Raw genomic sequence first — 14,619 nt, 5'->3', positions numbered from 1 at the left:
CAGCACAAGCCGGCGAAGATTTGCCCGGCCTCGACGCCATGGCTATGGTCCCGACCGGCGCGAGGGCAATCTCGGCCTAAGAAGGAGCATCCGTGTCCAGCAGCGCGCTCTTCGCGGATCTCTATGAATTCACGATGCTGCGCGCCTATTTCGAATTAGGCATGGACGCGCAGGCGACCTTCAGCCTCTTCGTGCGCAAGTTGCCGCCGCAACGCAATTTCCTGATCGCCGCCGGCTTGAACGATCTTCTCGACGAGATCGAGAATTTGCGTTTTGAGGCGCCGCAGATCGACTATCTCGCTTCGCTCGAATTTTCCTCAAAGCCTTTCCTCGATTGGCTCGCCAATTTTCGCTTCTCAGGTGACATTTATGCGATGCGCGAGGGTGCGCCGTTCTTTGAAAACGAACCGATCATGGAGGTGGTCGCGCCGATCGCCGAAGCGCAACTCATTGAAACGCTCGTTCTCAATCAGATTGGGCTGCAAACGATCCTCGCCTCCAAAGCGGCGCGCATTGTCGCTGCTGCGCGCGGCCGCAGCGTCGTCGATTTCGGCGCAAGACGGGCGCAAGGAATCGATGCGGCCAATAAAGGCGCGCGCGCGTTCTACATCGGCGGCGTTGAATCGACCTCTAATGTCGCCGCCGGACAGGCCTATGGACTGCCTGTCGCCGGAACGATGGCGCATAGTTTTGTCCAGGCCTGCGCGTCGGAGATGGAAGCATTTCGCTCCTTCAGCGATGTCTTTCCCGATACGACGCTGCTCGTCGACACTTACGATACGATCGAAGGCGTCAAGAAGGTCGTCGCGCTCGCGAGAGAGCGCGGCGCAAACTTCAAAATTCGCGCTGTGCGTCTCGACTCCGGCGATCTCGACGCGCTTTCGCGAGAGGCGCGCCGCATTCTTGATGACGCCGGCTTGAGCCACGTGCAGATCGTCGCAAGCGGCGGTCTCGATGAAACAAAGATCCACGAGCTGACGTCGCGCGCCGCGCCGATCGATATTTTCGGCGTCGGCACGGATATGGCGGTCTCGAGCGACGCCCCTGCCCTCGACATCGCCTATAAGCTCACCGAATACGCCGGCGAAGGACGGATGAAACTCTCGGCCGGCAAGCGATCGCTGCCGGGCCGCAAGCAGGTTTTCCGAGAGTTTCGAGACGGCGTCGCGGTCGGGGACGTCATCGCCCGGCATAGTGAAACACTAGCGGGCGTTCCCTTGCTGCAGCCCGTCATGCTTTCCGGTCGCCGCGTCGCGGCATCACCCGACCTTCAGAAAATTCGCGCTTACGCAAAAGAGCAGATCGCCGTGCTTCCGCCGAAATTGCTCTCACTCAGCTCACATCAGCGCTATGAAGTCGCGATCAGCGATGAACTCGCGAAATTTGAGCGAGAGACTCGCGCGCGGTTGATCGACTGACGGCGTCCGACGCGCGTTATTTCCCCGCGCCACGCACATAGACGCCGGAAAAGCTCACATTCATGCCGCCGCAGCCCAAATTGTCTTCGACGACGAGATAGCGGCCAAAAAGAGAAAGCCGCGCGGCGCAGCTGTCCTTCGCCGCTTCCGGGGTCGGCAGATCCGCCGATCGATCAGGATCATAGCCAATCGCAAGCGTATTTCCGCGCGGCTTGGCCTCGCCGTCGAGTTCTCCGAGATTCACAGCGCCGCGTTTGACCCGCTCGGGGTCTTCGGCGCCGTAGGTCGCGCTGCCGGAAACCTTCACGACATCGCCGCGCGATTTGAGAACGATCTTCGCCTCGGCGCGCCGCCACTCGCCCTCCCATTTCGCGCGCGCGACAGCTTCCGGCGCCACGGGCTGAATAGCCTCGCGCGGCAAAAGCCCGGTGGTTTCCGTCCCGCGCGCCGAGACATAGGTAGCGCAGACGAAAGGCGCATCGGACGCCTCAATCAGCGCCTCGTCGCCTGGCGTGAGGAAAGCTTTCAGCCTGCAGGCGGGCTCGCTCGAAGGACAGTTCAGCGCCTTTTTGCTCGGGCCGGAGACGAAGTTGACCTTCGGGGCCTTCGACTCGATACGCATAAGCGTAAGCTTCTTGCTTGAGTCGAAAGAACCACAGTCAGAAGCCGCATACGCGGGCGCTGAGAGCACAGCGGCGGCAAGCAGAGACGTACAAGCAAGAGCTCGGCGCAAACCCATCATCCGGCTCTATATAGACCGCGCGATGCGCGGCAAGTCGCTTTCGCGCGAAAGTTTAGCGCCGATCCTTTCTCTCGATAAATTCAGACGTGAACCGTTTGAGCGCGAGCTTTAGATCGTCGGCATAACCCGTCGCTCCGAGCGACTGAAACCTCTCGATATCGGCGAGCATCAGTTCCCTCACCGGCGCCGCCCCGCGATGCAGATTGACTAAATAGCCGGACAGGAGCCGGCCATGACGCGCCCCGGCCTCCGTCTTTCCTCCGCCCTTGGGCGAGCCGATTTTCATAGCATTTCCTAACATTAGCAGCTCCGACGGGCGCGACGCGGCCAAATCCGGCAAATCGACCTAAGCAAGAATTGCGCTCACCGAAGCTCGGCGAACGCCATCGTGTGGCCCAATCCGAAAAAGGCGTTGATCATCGCGGGAAGGTCTGTATCGCCCGGCGACATTCCGGTGGGTGCGCCAACGCACTTCGGCGCGCCGCAAAAGAGTCTCATGCCCCAGTCGGGATAGCTGCGCGTCAAGATGCGCTCATGGACCAGCTTTACCACGCCGGAATGGCGCGGATCCTTGCGGATCTGCAAATAAAGAGGCATCAGCGCCTGTTGCGGGCCTTCGAGAATTTGCAAAAAGTTGAGACCATTGTAATGGAGCGCCCCGCTGATTTGCAGCGGCCGATTTCGCTCTGCGGCCTTCTCGACAATCGCTTCGATCGCCGGGAAGGTCAGTTCAAGACTCGCGTTACTGAAATACACAACTCGATGCATCACGGCCTCCCAAACCCGCCGCTACGGGAGTTCCACAATTTCACTCGATGTTGGCCCCCTCAATCGCGACAGGCAAAAAAAACTGATATTACAAAAACGAAAATTATGCAATTCTTTCATATAGTTGACCTAACTCAAGGCGCAGCGCCGAGGCTGCGTTCTGTCACGTGTTCGTAGTAGAGCCAAGGCAATCTTCGCAGCATATTGCAGCCCTTTTCAGTCCCGAGGGAGGCGCTGGCGCAGCCGCGTCTCCCTCTATATTTTTAGTCACGGCAAGATACATATCCGGCAACTTCAGGGGGTTACGATGATCGCGACCGACGCCTCCCTCCTTTCGGTTTCAATGAAGAACTATCAGGATTACGCAGCGAGACTGTTGGATTTCGGGCTGATCAACATGCGGTCGGCGTTGCAATTCGCGCAAGATATTTGGACGGCGAGGTCGCCGAGCGATCTCGCGGAAGCCATGGTCGACTATGGCCGCCGGCAATTTGAGTGCTGGAGCGAAGAGCTGGAAGAGTTCTCGTCTGCCGCCGGCATAGAGGAGGATAAAGACGCCGAGGTCGCCGGACTCGGCGATTGATGCGCCTAGGCGCATCGCTAACGAGCGACGGCTCCAACACATCAATTTGCAGTTCCAGCGGCTGCGGGCTAACTCTCCCCGCCGCATGACCAAGCGCGCCCCTGACCTCGCCGCCTTCAAACGCATCGTCGTCAAGGTCGGCTCCTCGCTCATCGTCGACCCGAACAGGGCGTCGGCGAAGCGCGCCTGGCTGAAGCGCCTCGCCGACGACGTCGCCGATCTGCATCGTGCCGGCGCCGACGTGCTGGTTGTATCCTCCGGCGCCGTTGCGCTGGGGCGAAGCGTGCTGGGCTTTTCGCGCGGCGCGCTGAAACTCGAAGACAGTCAGGCGGCCGCCGCCGTCGGCCAGATTGCGCTCGCTAGGCTGTGGGCCGAAACGCTGCATGACCGCGGCCTCGTCGCCGGGCAAGTGCTCGTCACGCTCGGCGACACTGAGGAGCGCCGCCGCTACCTCTATGCGCGCGAATGTTTGACGCGGCTCTTGTCGCTGCGCGCCGTGCCGGTGATCAATGAAAACGACACGGTGGCGACGGCGGAAATCCGCTATGGCGACAATGACCGTCTCGCCGCGCGCGTCGCAACCATGGCGAGCGCCGATCTTTTGATCTTGCTGTCCGACGTCGACGGGCTCTACAGCGCCCCGCCCGATTCAAACCCCGACGCCAAACACATCGCCGTCGTGCCGCGCGTCACCGCCGAGATCGAAGCCATGGCCGGCGGCGCCGCCTCGCAATATTCGCGCGGCGGCATGCGCACCAAGATCGAGGCGGCGAAGATCGCCACCACCGGCGGCGCGCATTTGGTGATCGCCGACGGTCGCGAAGAGGCGCCGATCGCGCGTATTGCCGCGGGCGGGCGCTGCACTTGGTTTCTGACGCCGTCCAATCCGGTGACGGCGCGCAAGAAATGGATCGCCGGCTCGCTGGAGCCGAAGGGAGCCGTGCATATCGACGACGGCGCGGCGAAGGCGCTGCGCTCAGGAAGGAGCTTGCTGCCGGCGGGCGTGGCGCGGATCGAAGGCGGCTTCGCGCGCGGCGACTGCATCGTGATCCGCAACGCCAAGGGCGGCGAGATCGGCCGTGGGCTCGTGACCTATGACGCGTCGGACGCGGTGAAAATCATCGGCCGCTCGACGAAGGAAATAGAGTCGCTGCTCGGCTTCAAGGGCCCCGACGAAATCATCCACCGCGACGACATGGCGCTCAGCGGGGAGTGAGAAGGATATAGAGGCGTCCGCATAGCAGTCCTCGTCCTTCGAGACGCGTCCTTCGGCCGCCCCTCAGGATGAGGACTGCTTTTGGCTGCTGCAAAGAATGCAGTCGCGCGCAATCGCGCATCAATCCAAGGCCCCTCATCCTGAGGAGCCTGCGCAGCGGGCGTCTCGAAGGACGAGGGACCGCTTTCATTAGCGCCTACGAATCCCACAGCCGTCATGGCCGGGCAAAGCCGTCAAAGACGGCGTCGCTTCGCTCGCCTATGTCCCGGCCATCCGCGCCGAGACGATGCATAAATGCTTGCCAGATGCGCGCGACGGAGCCACGTGGATGCCCGCGACAAGCGCGGGCATGACGCCGAGAGAGGCGGCGTTGATCTGCGTGAAGGCCAGGCATGACGACTGAATGTATTTCAGAATTTCAAATACCGTGTTAAATTGACTCCATGCGGCTAACGACCTTCACCGACTTTGGCCTGCGCGCGCTCATCCTCCTCGCTGATCGTAACCCGGAAGTGATGAGCGCGGCGGCGATCGCCGATCATTTCGGCGTTTCCCGCCACCATATGGCGAAAGTGCTCCAGGAACTCGCCGCCGCCGGATATGTCGAGGGCATCCGCGGCGCGCAAGGCGGCGTTCGGCTGGCGCGCGATCCGCGCGACATCCGAATCGGCGAGGTCGTCCGCACGCTTGACGATCAGCCGCTGGTCGAATGTTTCAGCCCGCAAGGCAGCAACTGCGCGTTTTTGCCGCGCTGCCGACTGAAGGGCATGCTGGCGCGCGCCGAACAGGGATTTTTGCGCGAGCTCGATCGTTACACCCTGAATGATTGTCTCGAAAAAACTGCCGCCTTCCCGCTCGCCGATCTCTCCGCCTGAACAATCGCCGCGAAATGCCGCGCCTCACGGCTTGACTTCCATCCTTTTTAATAAACATTCTAAATACCGAATTAAGCCAGGAGGGAGCGACATGTTCTGTTATCAATGCGAGCAGACTTACCGGTCGGACGAGGGCGCGGGCTGCGCGGGCGCGAAAGGCATGTGCGGCAAGGACGCCGCGACCGCCGATCTGCAAGACACTCTGCTCTATGTCTGCGAAGGCGTCGGCCAATATCTCCATCGCGCGCGCCAATTGGGCGCGACGGACATCGAAGCCGACCGCTTCATCCTCTTCGCCTTCTTCACCACGCTCACTAATGTCAATTTCAACGCGGTGAAATTCGTCGAGCTCATCCAGCAGGCGTCGCAGATTCGCGATCGCGCCAAGGCGCTTTACGAAGACGCCGCGCGCGCCGCCGGCAAGACGCCCGAGTCTCTTTCTGGTCCCGCCGCGTTCACGCCCGCGAGCAACATGGCCGCACTTCTCGCTCAGGCGTCTGAGGCCGCCGTGCGCAAAGATGCGGCGATCCTCGGCGAGGATGTCGTCGGCCTGCGCTCGCTCATTCTTTACGGTCTCAAAGGCGTCTGCGCCTATGCGCATCACGCGCGCGTTCTCGGGCAAGAACGCGACGCGATCTATGAGACCGTCGAACATGCGCTCGACGTTCTGGCGCGCGAAGAGCGCGACGTCGCGACGCTGCTCGACGAGGCGATGTCGCTTGGCCGCGCCAATTTCCTCGCCATGGAGGCGCTCGACGCAGCGAATACCGGCGCCTTCGGCGCGCCGACGCCGACCAACGTGCGCATAACGCCGGTCAAGGGCAAGGCGATCCTCGTCTCCGGTCATGATCTGAAGGATCTGCACGCCATCCTCGAAGCGACGAAGGACAAAGGCATCAACGTCTATACGCATGGCGAAATGCTGCCGGCGCATTCCTATCCGAAGCTCAAAGCCTATCAGCATCTCGTCGGCAATTACGGCGGCGCCTGGCAGGATCAGCAGAAGGAATTCGCCGAATTCCCTGGCCCGATCGTCATGACCTCCAATTGCCTCATCGAGCCGCAGCCGCGCTATCGCGGTCGCATTTTCACCGCAGGGCCGGTCGGCTGGGCGAGCATTCGCCACATCGCCGATGAGAATTTCGCGGTTGTCGCGCAGGCGGCGCAGGCCCTGCCCGGCTTTACTGAAGACGCGCCGGACCAAACAATCACCATCGGCTTCGGGCGCGACACGGTGCTTGGCGTCGCCGACAAGGTGATCGACGCTGTGAAGAGCGGCGCCATCCGCCACTTCTTCCTCGTCGGCGGTTGCGATGGCGCGGCGCCTGGCCGCAACTATTACACCGACTTCGCCGACGAAGCGCCGAAGGATACGGTGATCCTCACGATCGGCTGCGGCAAATATCGCTTCAACAAGCAAGACTTCGGGACGATCGGCGGTCTGCCGCGTCTTCTCGATATGGGCCAGTGCAATGACGCCTATTCCGCGCTCGTCGTCGCGACGAAACTCGCGGAAGCTTTCGGCGTCGGCGTCAACGAACTGCCGCTGTCGCTCATCGTGTCCTGGTTCGAGCAGAAGGCTGCGGCCGTTCTTCTCACGCTGCTCGCGCTCGGCGTGCGCAATGTGCGCCTTGGCCCGACGCTGCCGGCATTTCTCACGCCTGCGCTCGTCGACGTGCTGGTGCAGAAATTCGGCGTTCAGCCTGTCGGCGACGCCAAGGCCGACATCGAAGCCTCGCTCGCCCGCGCGGCCTAACGCTCATCCAATGGACGCCCGGCCTCGGGCGTCCGCCTCTTTTCGGAATCCGCCATGTATAAGGTCAGCCTTCTCACGCGCGACGGCGCGACGATTGCCTTCGATGCTGAACCGTCCGACACGCTACTGGACGCCGCCGAACGCGCGAGCATTTATCTCCCTTCCTCCTGCCGGGAGGGCGGCTGCGGCGCGTGCCGCGTCTCTCGCGCAAGCGGAGAGGTCGAACTGATGTCCTACAGCAGCTCGGCGCTAAGCGAGGAAGAGCGCATGGCGGGCGACATATTGCTGTGCCGCGCGCAGCCGCGCAGCGATCTCGCATTGCGCGCGCCTTTCGACGAAGCGGCGGTCGGCTTCGCGCCCATTCCCGAACGGCGCGCGACGCTCGTCGCGCTTGAGCCGGCGGGCTCGGGCGCGATGCGCCTGCAGCTTCAATATGAAGATGATCCGACCTTCGGACGCGCGGCGCAATTCACCGCCGGACAATTCGTCGAAGTCACGCTTCCCGACGGCTCGGCCAAGCGCTCCTATTCGCTCGCGAATGCGCCGAATTGGGATGGAGCGCTTGAGCTTTTCATCCGCGTTCAGCCGAACGGCGCCTTTTCGAACTATCTCCGGGATCACGCCGCCATCGGCGATACGCTGCTTATTCGCGGTCCGCAGGGACAGTTCACCGCCGATGAGGCGAGCGCCGCGCCGCGCTGGTTTGTCGCCGGCGGCACCGGCCTTGCGCCGGCGCTTTCCATGCTGCGCCAAATGGCCGAATTCGCCGATCAGCGCCAGTGCCGATTGTTTTTCGGCGTCAATAAAGTCGACGAGCTTTTCGCGCTCGACGCCATCGGCGCGCTGAAAACGTCATTGCCGCAGCTCGTCGTGACGCTCTGCGTGTGGAAGCCGGAGAAGGAATGGCGCGAGTTCGTCGGTACGCCGGTCGAAGCGCTTGCAGAGGCATTGTCGACCGCGACCGAGCCGCCCGACATTTACGTCTGCGGCCCGCCCGCCCTCATCGCCGCGACCGAGGAGGCTGCGCGTTCCGGCGGCGTCCCGCATGATCGTATCTTCAGCGAGAAGTTTACGGCGGCATAAACGAGTCTCACGTCATGGCCGGGCAAAGCCGTCAAAGACGGCGTCGCTTCGCTCGCCTATGTCCCGGCCATCCACGCCGGCGTCCCGGACCGCCTTCATGCCCCGCGTCGAAAGGCGGTGGAAGATTTCAGCGCGCCCACCTTACCGCCAGATTTCGAAAGTTTAATCGGCCGCGCTTGCGCTTGGGGCTTGGCGGCGTTTTGCGGCGGGGCCATATCTTCCTGCGCCGCGCCCACGAGGGGGCGACAATGGAGAATCTCTATGTCACCGGAAGAGCGCCAACTTATCGCTGGTCTGTTCGAGCGCATCAAGAGCGCCGCGTCGACGCCGCGCGACCAGCAGGCGGAAGCTTTCATCAACGAACAGGTCAAAGCCCAGCCGGCCGCGCCTTATCTTTTGGCGCAGACCGTGATTGTGCAGGACCAGGCGCTGCAGGGCGCCAATGCGCGCATCGAAGAGCTTGAAGCCCGCGTGCAGGAGCTTGAGTCGAAACCCGCCGGCAGTTTCCTCGGCGGCCTGTTCGGCGGCGGCCGTCCGGCGCCGCAGCGCCCGCCCCAGCCGCAGGCCCGTCCTAATGGTCCTTGGGGCCCGCAGCCGGGCATGAATCCGGTGGCCGGCGGCTATGCGCCGCAGGGGTGGGGACAACAGCAGCCGCCTACATCTGATAGCGGCGGCTTCTTAAGGGGCGCGCTCGGCACAGCGGCGGGCGTCGCGGGCGGCGTGCTGCTCGCCGACGGCATCCGCAGCCTGTTCACGCATGGCGCGGGCTATGGCGGGATGGCGAATCTCGGCATCGGCTCGGGCTTCACGCCGACCGGCGGCGACACGGTCATCAACAACTACTACGGTGATCAGTCGGGCGCGACCGACGCCGGCTATGACGCTGGCTACGACGACCGCGCCGGCGCGCAGGACGCCGACTACGACTCCGGCTACGACGATGGCGGCGGCTTCGACAGCGGCGGCGACGGCGGCTTCGACGTCTAACGAGATTGGGCTCCCGGCTCGCAAGGGCCGGGAGTTTTCGCATCTGGCGCCGCGTGCGCCAGCGCACCGCGACCCCCTCGAGGGCGCTCTAGGGTCGATTATCCGCTCAAGGGAGCGGAACAGACCTAGCGCCAGAACAGTTCGACGGGAAGTCGCCATGAACAACACAATGAACGGCATCGCCAAATCCAGCTTCGCTTCACGACCGGCGCCCATCGCGTTGGCCATGAGGATCGCCTTTGCAATTCTCGTCGCTAACGTCGGCTTCACCGCCGCAAAGGCCCTCCTCATTAAGACGCCAGAAGGCCAGGCTGCTCGCGTCGTCGCCGACGCCTCGCCGGTCGCGCCCTTCATCCTTCCGATCGACTGGCAAGAGTCGACGAGCGTCGCGCAGTCAGATCCCGCGCAGAACTGTCACGGCGTCACCGTGGAGACTGACGAAGGCTATGGCGTGCGCGGACAGACCATCCGTTTCGTCTGCCGAAAGGCCCTGTAAGAGTCACAGGAGTTTCGAGTCATGTTTCGCGTATCGCTCCGCAGCCAGGTCGCCCCGCTCGCCGTTCTAGCCGTCCTGCTCGCTGGCCCGGGAATGGCGCAAATGTCGAGCCCCCAGAGCGATGCGCCCCCCGCCACGGACATCGAACGGAAAGCGCCGCCGGCGATGGAGCGCGAACCGTCCGACCAATCTCCAGCCGACGCGCAGCATGGAATTGATGAGCAACAGCGCAGCGAAGAGCAGCGGCAGATCGACGAGCGCCAGCGGGCCGAGGAACGCCGGCGAATTGATGAGCAGCAAGCGACCGACGCGCGCCAAGCTATCAACGACACGTTGCGCAATTGGGCGAATGAGGAAGCGCAGCCTGACCGCCGAGCCCGGCGATCGGAAATCGCTGCTTTTTACAAGAAGCACGACTATGCGCCGCTTTGGCGCGCGGCGAATGGTTTCTCCCCATCGGCGAAAAGCGCGGCACAAACCGTTCACGACGCCGCCCGCGACGGTTTGAACGTCAGGGCGCCCGCCGAAGCGTCTGATTGGAGCGCCGCAGCCGAACTCGCCCTATCCGAGGCCGTCGCCGACTATGCGGCGCAGGCAAGCGGCTCCAGGGTCGATCCCGCAGCGATCTCCTCCGAGATCGAGGAGCGCCCGAAAGTTGCAAAACCGGCCCAAGCGCTCGACGCTGTCGCGGGCGCTGGAGGTGAGGCCGGCGCGCGACTTGCCGCATTCAATCCGCCGCAGCCGGCCTATGCCGCCTTGCGCGAGACGCTCGCCGAACTGCGCGCGGCGCGCGTCCATCCAAAGCGCGAGGCGAGCGCGGCGCGCGCCTCGGACACGAGACCCATCACGAATTTTGCGTCGCTTTCCCAAGCCAAGGCGAAGCGCGTTGAGGCGGAGATCATCGCCAATATGGAGCGGTGGCGTTGGGAGCCGCGTGAAATGGGCGCGACGCGACTGGAAGTGAACATCCCACAATTTGAGATGACATTCACGCGCGACAATCAACTTGTGCAGCGCGCGCGCGTTATCGTCGGGAAGAAACAGACCCCGACGCCCGTTTTCTCGGACGTGATGCGTTACATCATCATCAATCCGACCTGGAACGTTCCCGAGTCGATCATCGAGAACGAGCTGGCGCCCAAGACAGGCGGCAAGCTCTCACGACTCCGGGCGCACGGATATAAGGTGACCTACAGCCATGGTCGTCCGATCGTTCAGCAGCCGCCCGGCGAGAAGAATGCGCTCGGTCGAGTGAAATTCGTGTTCCCCAACGATCTTCTGATCTACATGCACGACACGCCGCAAAAGAAACTCTTCGCTCGCGCCAAGCGGGCGTTCAGCCACGGCTGCGTGCGCGTTCAAGATCCGTTCAAGCTTGCGGAAGAAGTGCTCGGACGCCCGGATTACGACGAAAAGCGGCTGAAGGCCATGATCGGGGAAAAGGAGCGCCGCATCAATCTCGCCAAACCTATTCCGGTGCACGTCGAATATTTCACCGCTGTCGTCGACGCCGCTGGCGGACTAAGGCTCTACGACGATCTCTACGGCTATTCGGCGAAGGTGCGCGAAGCGCTCACTTTGTAGCTAGGCCGACGAGGCAAGCCGCGCGACTTCCCGGCGCAATTCCTCCTGGGCGCGCGCAAGGTTCTCATGTGCGCGGTTATTCCAAAGCTTTCTGGTCTCGTCGCGTCTGTAGAGCGCATCTCCGCGCGCGGCGAAAGTGTCGATCATCTGCAGTCGTCCGAGGCAAAAAAGCGGCTCCGGCACCCAGGCGTATTCGAAACGAAGCCGCTCAAGATTTTGCTCGAATGCGGGCCAAGGCGCGCCGAGCGAGGAGAGATCGAGATCAAGAAAAAGATCGAGATCGTTCGTAAAACCTGGATAGCGCTCGATCGTCGCGCGCGCATCGAGATGATCGGCTGTCGCCATGATCAAATCATGAATGGCCGCCGCATCCGTTTCGTTGAACTTGGCGTGACTCTCAAAGAGCGCTGCGCTGGCGCGGACGTTTTCAGCGTCGGGGCGAAGCAGACCTTCGCTGTCGCGGGTCACATAGACGACATCGTGCCAGAAGATTGCCGCGGCGATCAGGTCTGGCCGTACGGCGAGCGCCTTAAAGTAATCGAGCTTCGCCAGCAGATCGCCGATATGGCTCCAATCATGATATCCGCGCTGGGATTCGCGGTAGGCGGTATCGAGGACCGCAAAAGCGTCGGGGTCGTGACGAGATGCTATCAGGCCCCAATAAGTCTGTATCGGATTTGAGATCATGCGCGAGTAGCGATCCTGAGAGAAATCTATAAGGCGTGCGAATTGCGGCAGGACAACAGTCGCGCTCAGACGAAGACGTCACTTGCTCGAAAGATTCCATACCGAAGACCAGTTATCCTGCAAACCTTCCCGCGCCAGCGTCAGATATCGTTCCTCCAAAGCGACATAGAGCGCGGGCCACGGTTCGGGAACCGACCGGGCCAATGTCGAAGCGCGCTCGGCGGCGACCTCGAATTGGCCTGATTCATAGTCCTCGCGCATGAGGTCATGCGCCTTGCGCCATCGCACATACGAATCGGAACCCGCCGCACCGCCGTCGCCGGCCAACGCAAAAACTTGAGTCGCCTCGGTTTTGCCAAGAACGCGGACCCACCCAAGATCAATCCAGGCGAAATCGGGCACCGCGTCCCGCACGGCGCTGGACGCCACAATATCCGTCTGAAAGGCCTTGCTCGCCCCCTCCAGCCGCGACGCGAGGTTCACCGTGTCGCCGAGGATCGAATAGTCGAAGCGGCGGATCGATCCCATATTGCCGACGCTGCAAGGCCCGAGATGGAGTCCGAGGCCCATGGCCGCCGGCTGAGCCTCGCGGCCAGCCGCCGCCGCGGCCTCGGCGCGGCGCCTGTTGAGATCCATGAGCGCCGCGCGCATCATCAGGGCGGCCCGAACCGCCCTCCGCGGGTGGTCGTCGATGTCGAGCGGCGCGTTCCAGAAGGCGAGCACCGCGTCGCCCATATATTTGTCGACAGTGCCCTCCTGTTCGAGAATGGCGTCGGTCATCGGCGTCAGATAGTCGTTCATGAACTGCGTGAGTTCGCGCGCGCTCATGCCCTCCGAAATGCGGGAAAAATTGCGCAGGTCGGAAAAGAGCACCGTCAATTCGCGCGTCTCGCCGCCGAGCACCAGGCGCTCAGGATGTTCGGCGAGTCGATCGACGACGGCGGGCGCGACGAATTTGCCGAAGGCCTGCCGCACGTGGCGGCGCGCCGACGTTTCAGCGCGCCAGAGCGTCACGGCGCCGAAGAGATAGCCGCCGATGATGGCGAGGCTCGGATAGGCCGGATCAAGAAGAACCCCGCGACGATCGAACAGATAGAAAGCTCCAGCGAAGAGGCCAATGACGGCGAGCGGCGCGACGGCCGCCGAAGCAAGCGGCGGCGCAACATAGAGCAGGCCCATAATCAGTAGGAAGGCGAGCGCGGCGACGACGAATTCGAGTCCCGGCGCCCAGTCCGGTCGCGCAAGCAGCGCGCCCGAAGCGATCGACTCGACGATCTGCGCATGCACGTCGACGCCAGGGACGACCGGCTCCAGAGGCGTCGCGCGGACGTCGCCAAGTCCCGTCGCCAGCGCGCCGACGAAAATGATGCGTCCATCGATTTCGTCGCGTCCCACGCGACCCTCGAGCACATCCTTCGCGGAAATGTCTCGCGCCGCGGCGCTATGCGAATAGCGCGGGCGAACCTCTGCGCTGGGGCCGGTTTCAATTTCGAATGCGCCGACCTTTACGGCGTTCACGCCCGTTTGCTTGCCGAATGCCGTTTGGCCGCTGGCGTTCGAAGAGCGGATGACGATGGCCTGTTCGCCCTGCGCGATGCGTAAAGCCTCAAGCGCCAGCGATGGCACGAGAACGTCGCCGGCGCGCGTCACGAGCGGCACCCGGCGAACGACCTGATCGCGATCGGGCAGCCAATTCGTGGCCCCAAGCCCCTGCGCGGCGTCAACGAGGCGCCGCTCGGGGCCGACCGCGCCGGCGAAAGCGACAAGGAAGGGCGCCGGATCGTCGCCGGCAATTACTATTCCCGACTTCGCCGGCAGCGGCGCGACAACCGAGTCCGTCAGCGTCACGCCGAGCGTCGCCGGCGCCTGCGTCAACGCCTGAGCGAAAATCTGATCGCCGCTCGGCGTTTTGGCGACGAGCCTCGACACCTCGGCGCGGGCGCGCGCGTCGGGAATCACATCGACGAGCTGGGAGGCTCCGGCGCGATCGGCCTCCGCGAAAATGAAGTCGAAGGCGATGGAGGCCGCGCCCAACTCGCGCAGCCGGTCGACGAGTTCGGCCAGTCGCGCGCGCGGCCAAGGCCATTGCCCATAAGCTTTGAGGCTTTTCTCATCGACGCCGACGACGCGCGTCGGCGCCTCCGGATCATAGGCGCGCGGCGCGAGGCGCTGAAAGCTGTCGAAGACGAAGTTGCGCAGATCGTCGAGCGCTCGAGGCTGAACGAGGCCCCAGGGGAGAACGAGAGCCGCGGCGGCGAGAAGCGCGAGTAGATAGGCGCGACGCCGTTTCAACATCTGCACCTCAAATGGCGGTCACGCCGCCGCCCCCTTATACGGGTGAGGCTACGACGAGGCAGCACTAACTAGCCGGTCCTTCCAGCGCAACCATCAGAACCCCAACGCGGGCCGCGACTCGGCCGCTAC

14 protein-coding genes are annotated in these 14,619 nt (G+C 63.2%); 9 read left to right on the top strand and 5 right to left on the bottom strand.

Features of this window, described 5'->3' with window-relative positions; all coding sequences use genetic code 11:
- The first annotated feature begins 92 nt into the window (after positions 1-92).
- Positions 93-1,418, top strand: coding sequence for a nicotinate phosphoribosyltransferase (locus tag FEV16_RS04075; protein ID WP_138166283.1), 1,326 nt, complete (start codon positions 93-95; stop codon positions 1,416-1,418).
- Between the two features lie 16 nt (positions 1,419-1,434).
- Here FEV16_RS04075 and FEV16_RS04070 read toward each other — a convergent pair whose 3' ends face one another.
- From FEV16_RS04070 to FEV16_RS04060, 3 genes are all read right to left on the bottom strand, one after another.
- Positions 1,435-2,040, bottom strand: a complete 606-nt coding sequence (locus FEV16_RS04070; protein WP_138166281.1) for a hypothetical protein — start codon at positions 2,038-2,040, stop codon at positions 1,435-1,437.
- Between the two features lie 172 nt (positions 2,041-2,212).
- On the bottom strand, positions 2,213-2,446 hold the full coding sequence (locus FEV16_RS04065) for a hypothetical protein (RefSeq protein WP_246657158.1): 234 nt from the start codon (positions 2,444-2,446) through the stop codon (positions 2,213-2,215).
- Positions 2,447-2,523: 77 nt separating this feature from the next.
- Positions 2,524-2,928 carry a BLUF domain-containing protein gene (locus tag FEV16_RS04060; protein WP_138166279.1) on the bottom strand — a complete coding sequence of 135 codons (405 nt, stop codon included), beginning with the start codon at positions 2,926-2,928 and terminating at the stop codon, positions 2,524-2,526.
- A 307-nt stretch (positions 2,929-3,235) separates the two neighbouring features.
- Between FEV16_RS04060 and FEV16_RS04055 the strand changes: the two genes are divergently transcribed.
- The 8 genes from FEV16_RS04055 (at position 3,236) to FEV16_RS04020 (ending at position 11,508) form a co-directional block, all read left to right on the top strand.
- Positions 3,236-3,511, top strand: coding sequence for a phasin family protein (locus tag FEV16_RS04055; protein ID WP_138166278.1), 276 nt, complete (start codon positions 3,236-3,238; stop codon positions 3,509-3,511).
- Positions 3,512-3,596: 85 nt separating this feature from the next.
- A complete protein-coding gene (gene proB, locus FEV16_RS04050; RefSeq protein WP_138166277.1) occupies positions 3,597-4,727 on the top strand; it encodes a glutamate 5-kinase in 1,131 nt (376 codons plus the stop codon).
- Positions 4,728-5,170: 443 nt separating this feature from the next.
- Positions 5,171-5,602, top strand: a complete 432-nt coding sequence (locus tag FEV16_RS04045; RefSeq protein ID WP_138166276.1) for an Rrf2 family transcriptional regulator — start codon at positions 5,171-5,173, stop codon at positions 5,600-5,602.
- Positions 5,603-5,693: 91 nt separating this feature from the next.
- Positions 5,694-7,358: a hydroxylamine reductase gene (hcp, locus tag FEV16_RS04040; RefSeq protein WP_138166275.1), complete on the top strand. Its 1,665-nt coding sequence runs from the start codon at positions 5,694-5,696 to the stop codon at positions 7,356-7,358.
- A 54-nt stretch (positions 7,359-7,412) separates the two neighbouring features.
- Positions 7,413-8,441 (top strand): 2Fe-2S iron-sulfur cluster binding domain-containing protein, encoded by a 1,029-nt coding sequence (locus FEV16_RS04035; RefSeq protein ID WP_138166274.1) that lies wholly within the window; start codon positions 7,413-7,415, stop codon positions 8,439-8,441.
- Between the two features lie 261 nt (positions 8,442-8,702).
- On the top strand, positions 8,703-9,428 hold the full coding sequence (locus FEV16_RS04030) for a DUF2076 domain-containing protein (RefSeq protein ID WP_138166273.1): 726 nt from the start codon (positions 8,703-8,705) through the stop codon (positions 9,426-9,428).
- Positions 9,429-9,585: 157 nt separating this feature from the next.
- Positions 9,586-9,924, top strand: a complete 339-nt coding sequence (locus tag FEV16_RS04025; RefSeq protein ID WP_138166272.1) for a hypothetical protein — start codon at positions 9,586-9,588, stop codon at positions 9,922-9,924.
- 21 nt (positions 9,925-9,945) lie between these two features.
- Positions 9,946-11,508 carry a L,D-transpeptidase family protein gene (locus tag FEV16_RS04020; RefSeq protein WP_138166270.1) on the top strand — a complete coding sequence of 521 codons (1,563 nt, stop codon included), beginning with the start codon at positions 9,946-9,948 and terminating at the stop codon, positions 11,506-11,508.
- On the opposite strand, the gene FEV16_RS04015 is transcribed toward FEV16_RS04020, so the two are convergent.
- The gene (locus FEV16_RS04015) at positions 11,509-12,195 is read right to left on the bottom strand and encodes a hypothetical protein (protein ID WP_246657157.1); all 687 of its coding nucleotides are present in this window, start codon (positions 12,193-12,195) and stop codon (positions 11,509-11,511) included.
- Between the two features lie 78 nt (positions 12,196-12,273).
- Positions 12,274-14,490 (bottom strand): adenylate/guanylate cyclase domain-containing protein, encoded by a 2,217-nt coding sequence (locus tag FEV16_RS04010; protein ID WP_138166268.1) that lies wholly within the window; start codon positions 14,488-14,490, stop codon positions 12,274-12,276.
- Positions 14,491-14,619 lie beyond the last annotated feature (129 nt).

Source organism: Methylocystis sp. B8, assembly GCF_005771425.1.
In the GTDB taxonomy this organism is placed as follows: domain Bacteria; phylum Pseudomonadota; class Alphaproteobacteria; order Rhizobiales; family Beijerinckiaceae; genus Methylocystis.
This window is presented reverse-complemented; position numbering and strand designations above follow the sequence as displayed.

Bases quoted from the DNA above. Each gene is read 5' to 3' on its own strand.
- FEV16_RS04070 (WP_138166281.1), bottom strand. From the start codon at position 2,040: ATGCGTATCGAGTCGAAGGCCCCGAAGGTCAACTTCGTCTCCGGCCCG.
- FEV16_RS04065 (WP_246657158.1), bottom strand. From the start codon at position 2,446: ATGAAAATCGGCTCGCCCAAGGGCGGAGGAAAGACGGAGGCCGGGGCG.
- FEV16_RS04060 (WP_138166279.1), bottom strand. From the start codon at position 2,928: ATGCATCGAGTTGTGTATTTCAGTAACGCGAGTCTTGAACTGACCTTC.
- FEV16_RS04055 (WP_138166278.1), top strand. From the start codon at position 3,236: ATGATCGCGACCGACGCCTCCCTCCTTTCGGTTTCAATGAAGAACTAT.
- proB (WP_138166277.1), top strand. From the start codon at position 3,597: ATGACCAAGCGCGCCCCTGACCTCGCCGCCTTCAAACGCATCGTCGTC.
- FEV16_RS04045 (WP_138166276.1), top strand. From the start codon at position 5,171: ATGCGGCTAACGACCTTCACCGACTTTGGCCTGCGCGCGCTCATCCTC.
- hcp (WP_138166275.1), top strand. From the start codon at position 5,694: ATGTTCTGTTATCAATGCGAGCAGACTTACCGGTCGGACGAGGGCGCG.
- FEV16_RS04035 (WP_138166274.1), top strand. From the start codon at position 7,413: ATGTATAAGGTCAGCCTTCTCACGCGCGACGGCGCGACGATTGCCTTC.
- FEV16_RS04030 (WP_138166273.1), top strand. From the start codon at position 8,703: ATGTCACCGGAAGAGCGCCAACTTATCGCTGGTCTGTTCGAGCGCATC.
- FEV16_RS04025 (WP_138166272.1), top strand. From the start codon at position 9,586: ATGAACAACACAATGAACGGCATCGCCAAATCCAGCTTCGCTTCACGA.
- FEV16_RS04020 (WP_138166270.1), top strand. From the start codon at position 9,946: ATGTTTCGCGTATCGCTCCGCAGCCAGGTCGCCCCGCTCGCCGTTCTA.
- FEV16_RS04015 (WP_246657157.1), bottom strand. From the start codon at position 12,195: ATGATCTCAAATCCGATACAGACTTATTGGGGCCTGATAGCATCTCGT.
- FEV16_RS04010 (WP_138166268.1), bottom strand. From the start codon at position 14,490: ATGTTGAAACGGCGTCGCGCCTATCTACTCGCGCTTCTCGCCGCCGCG.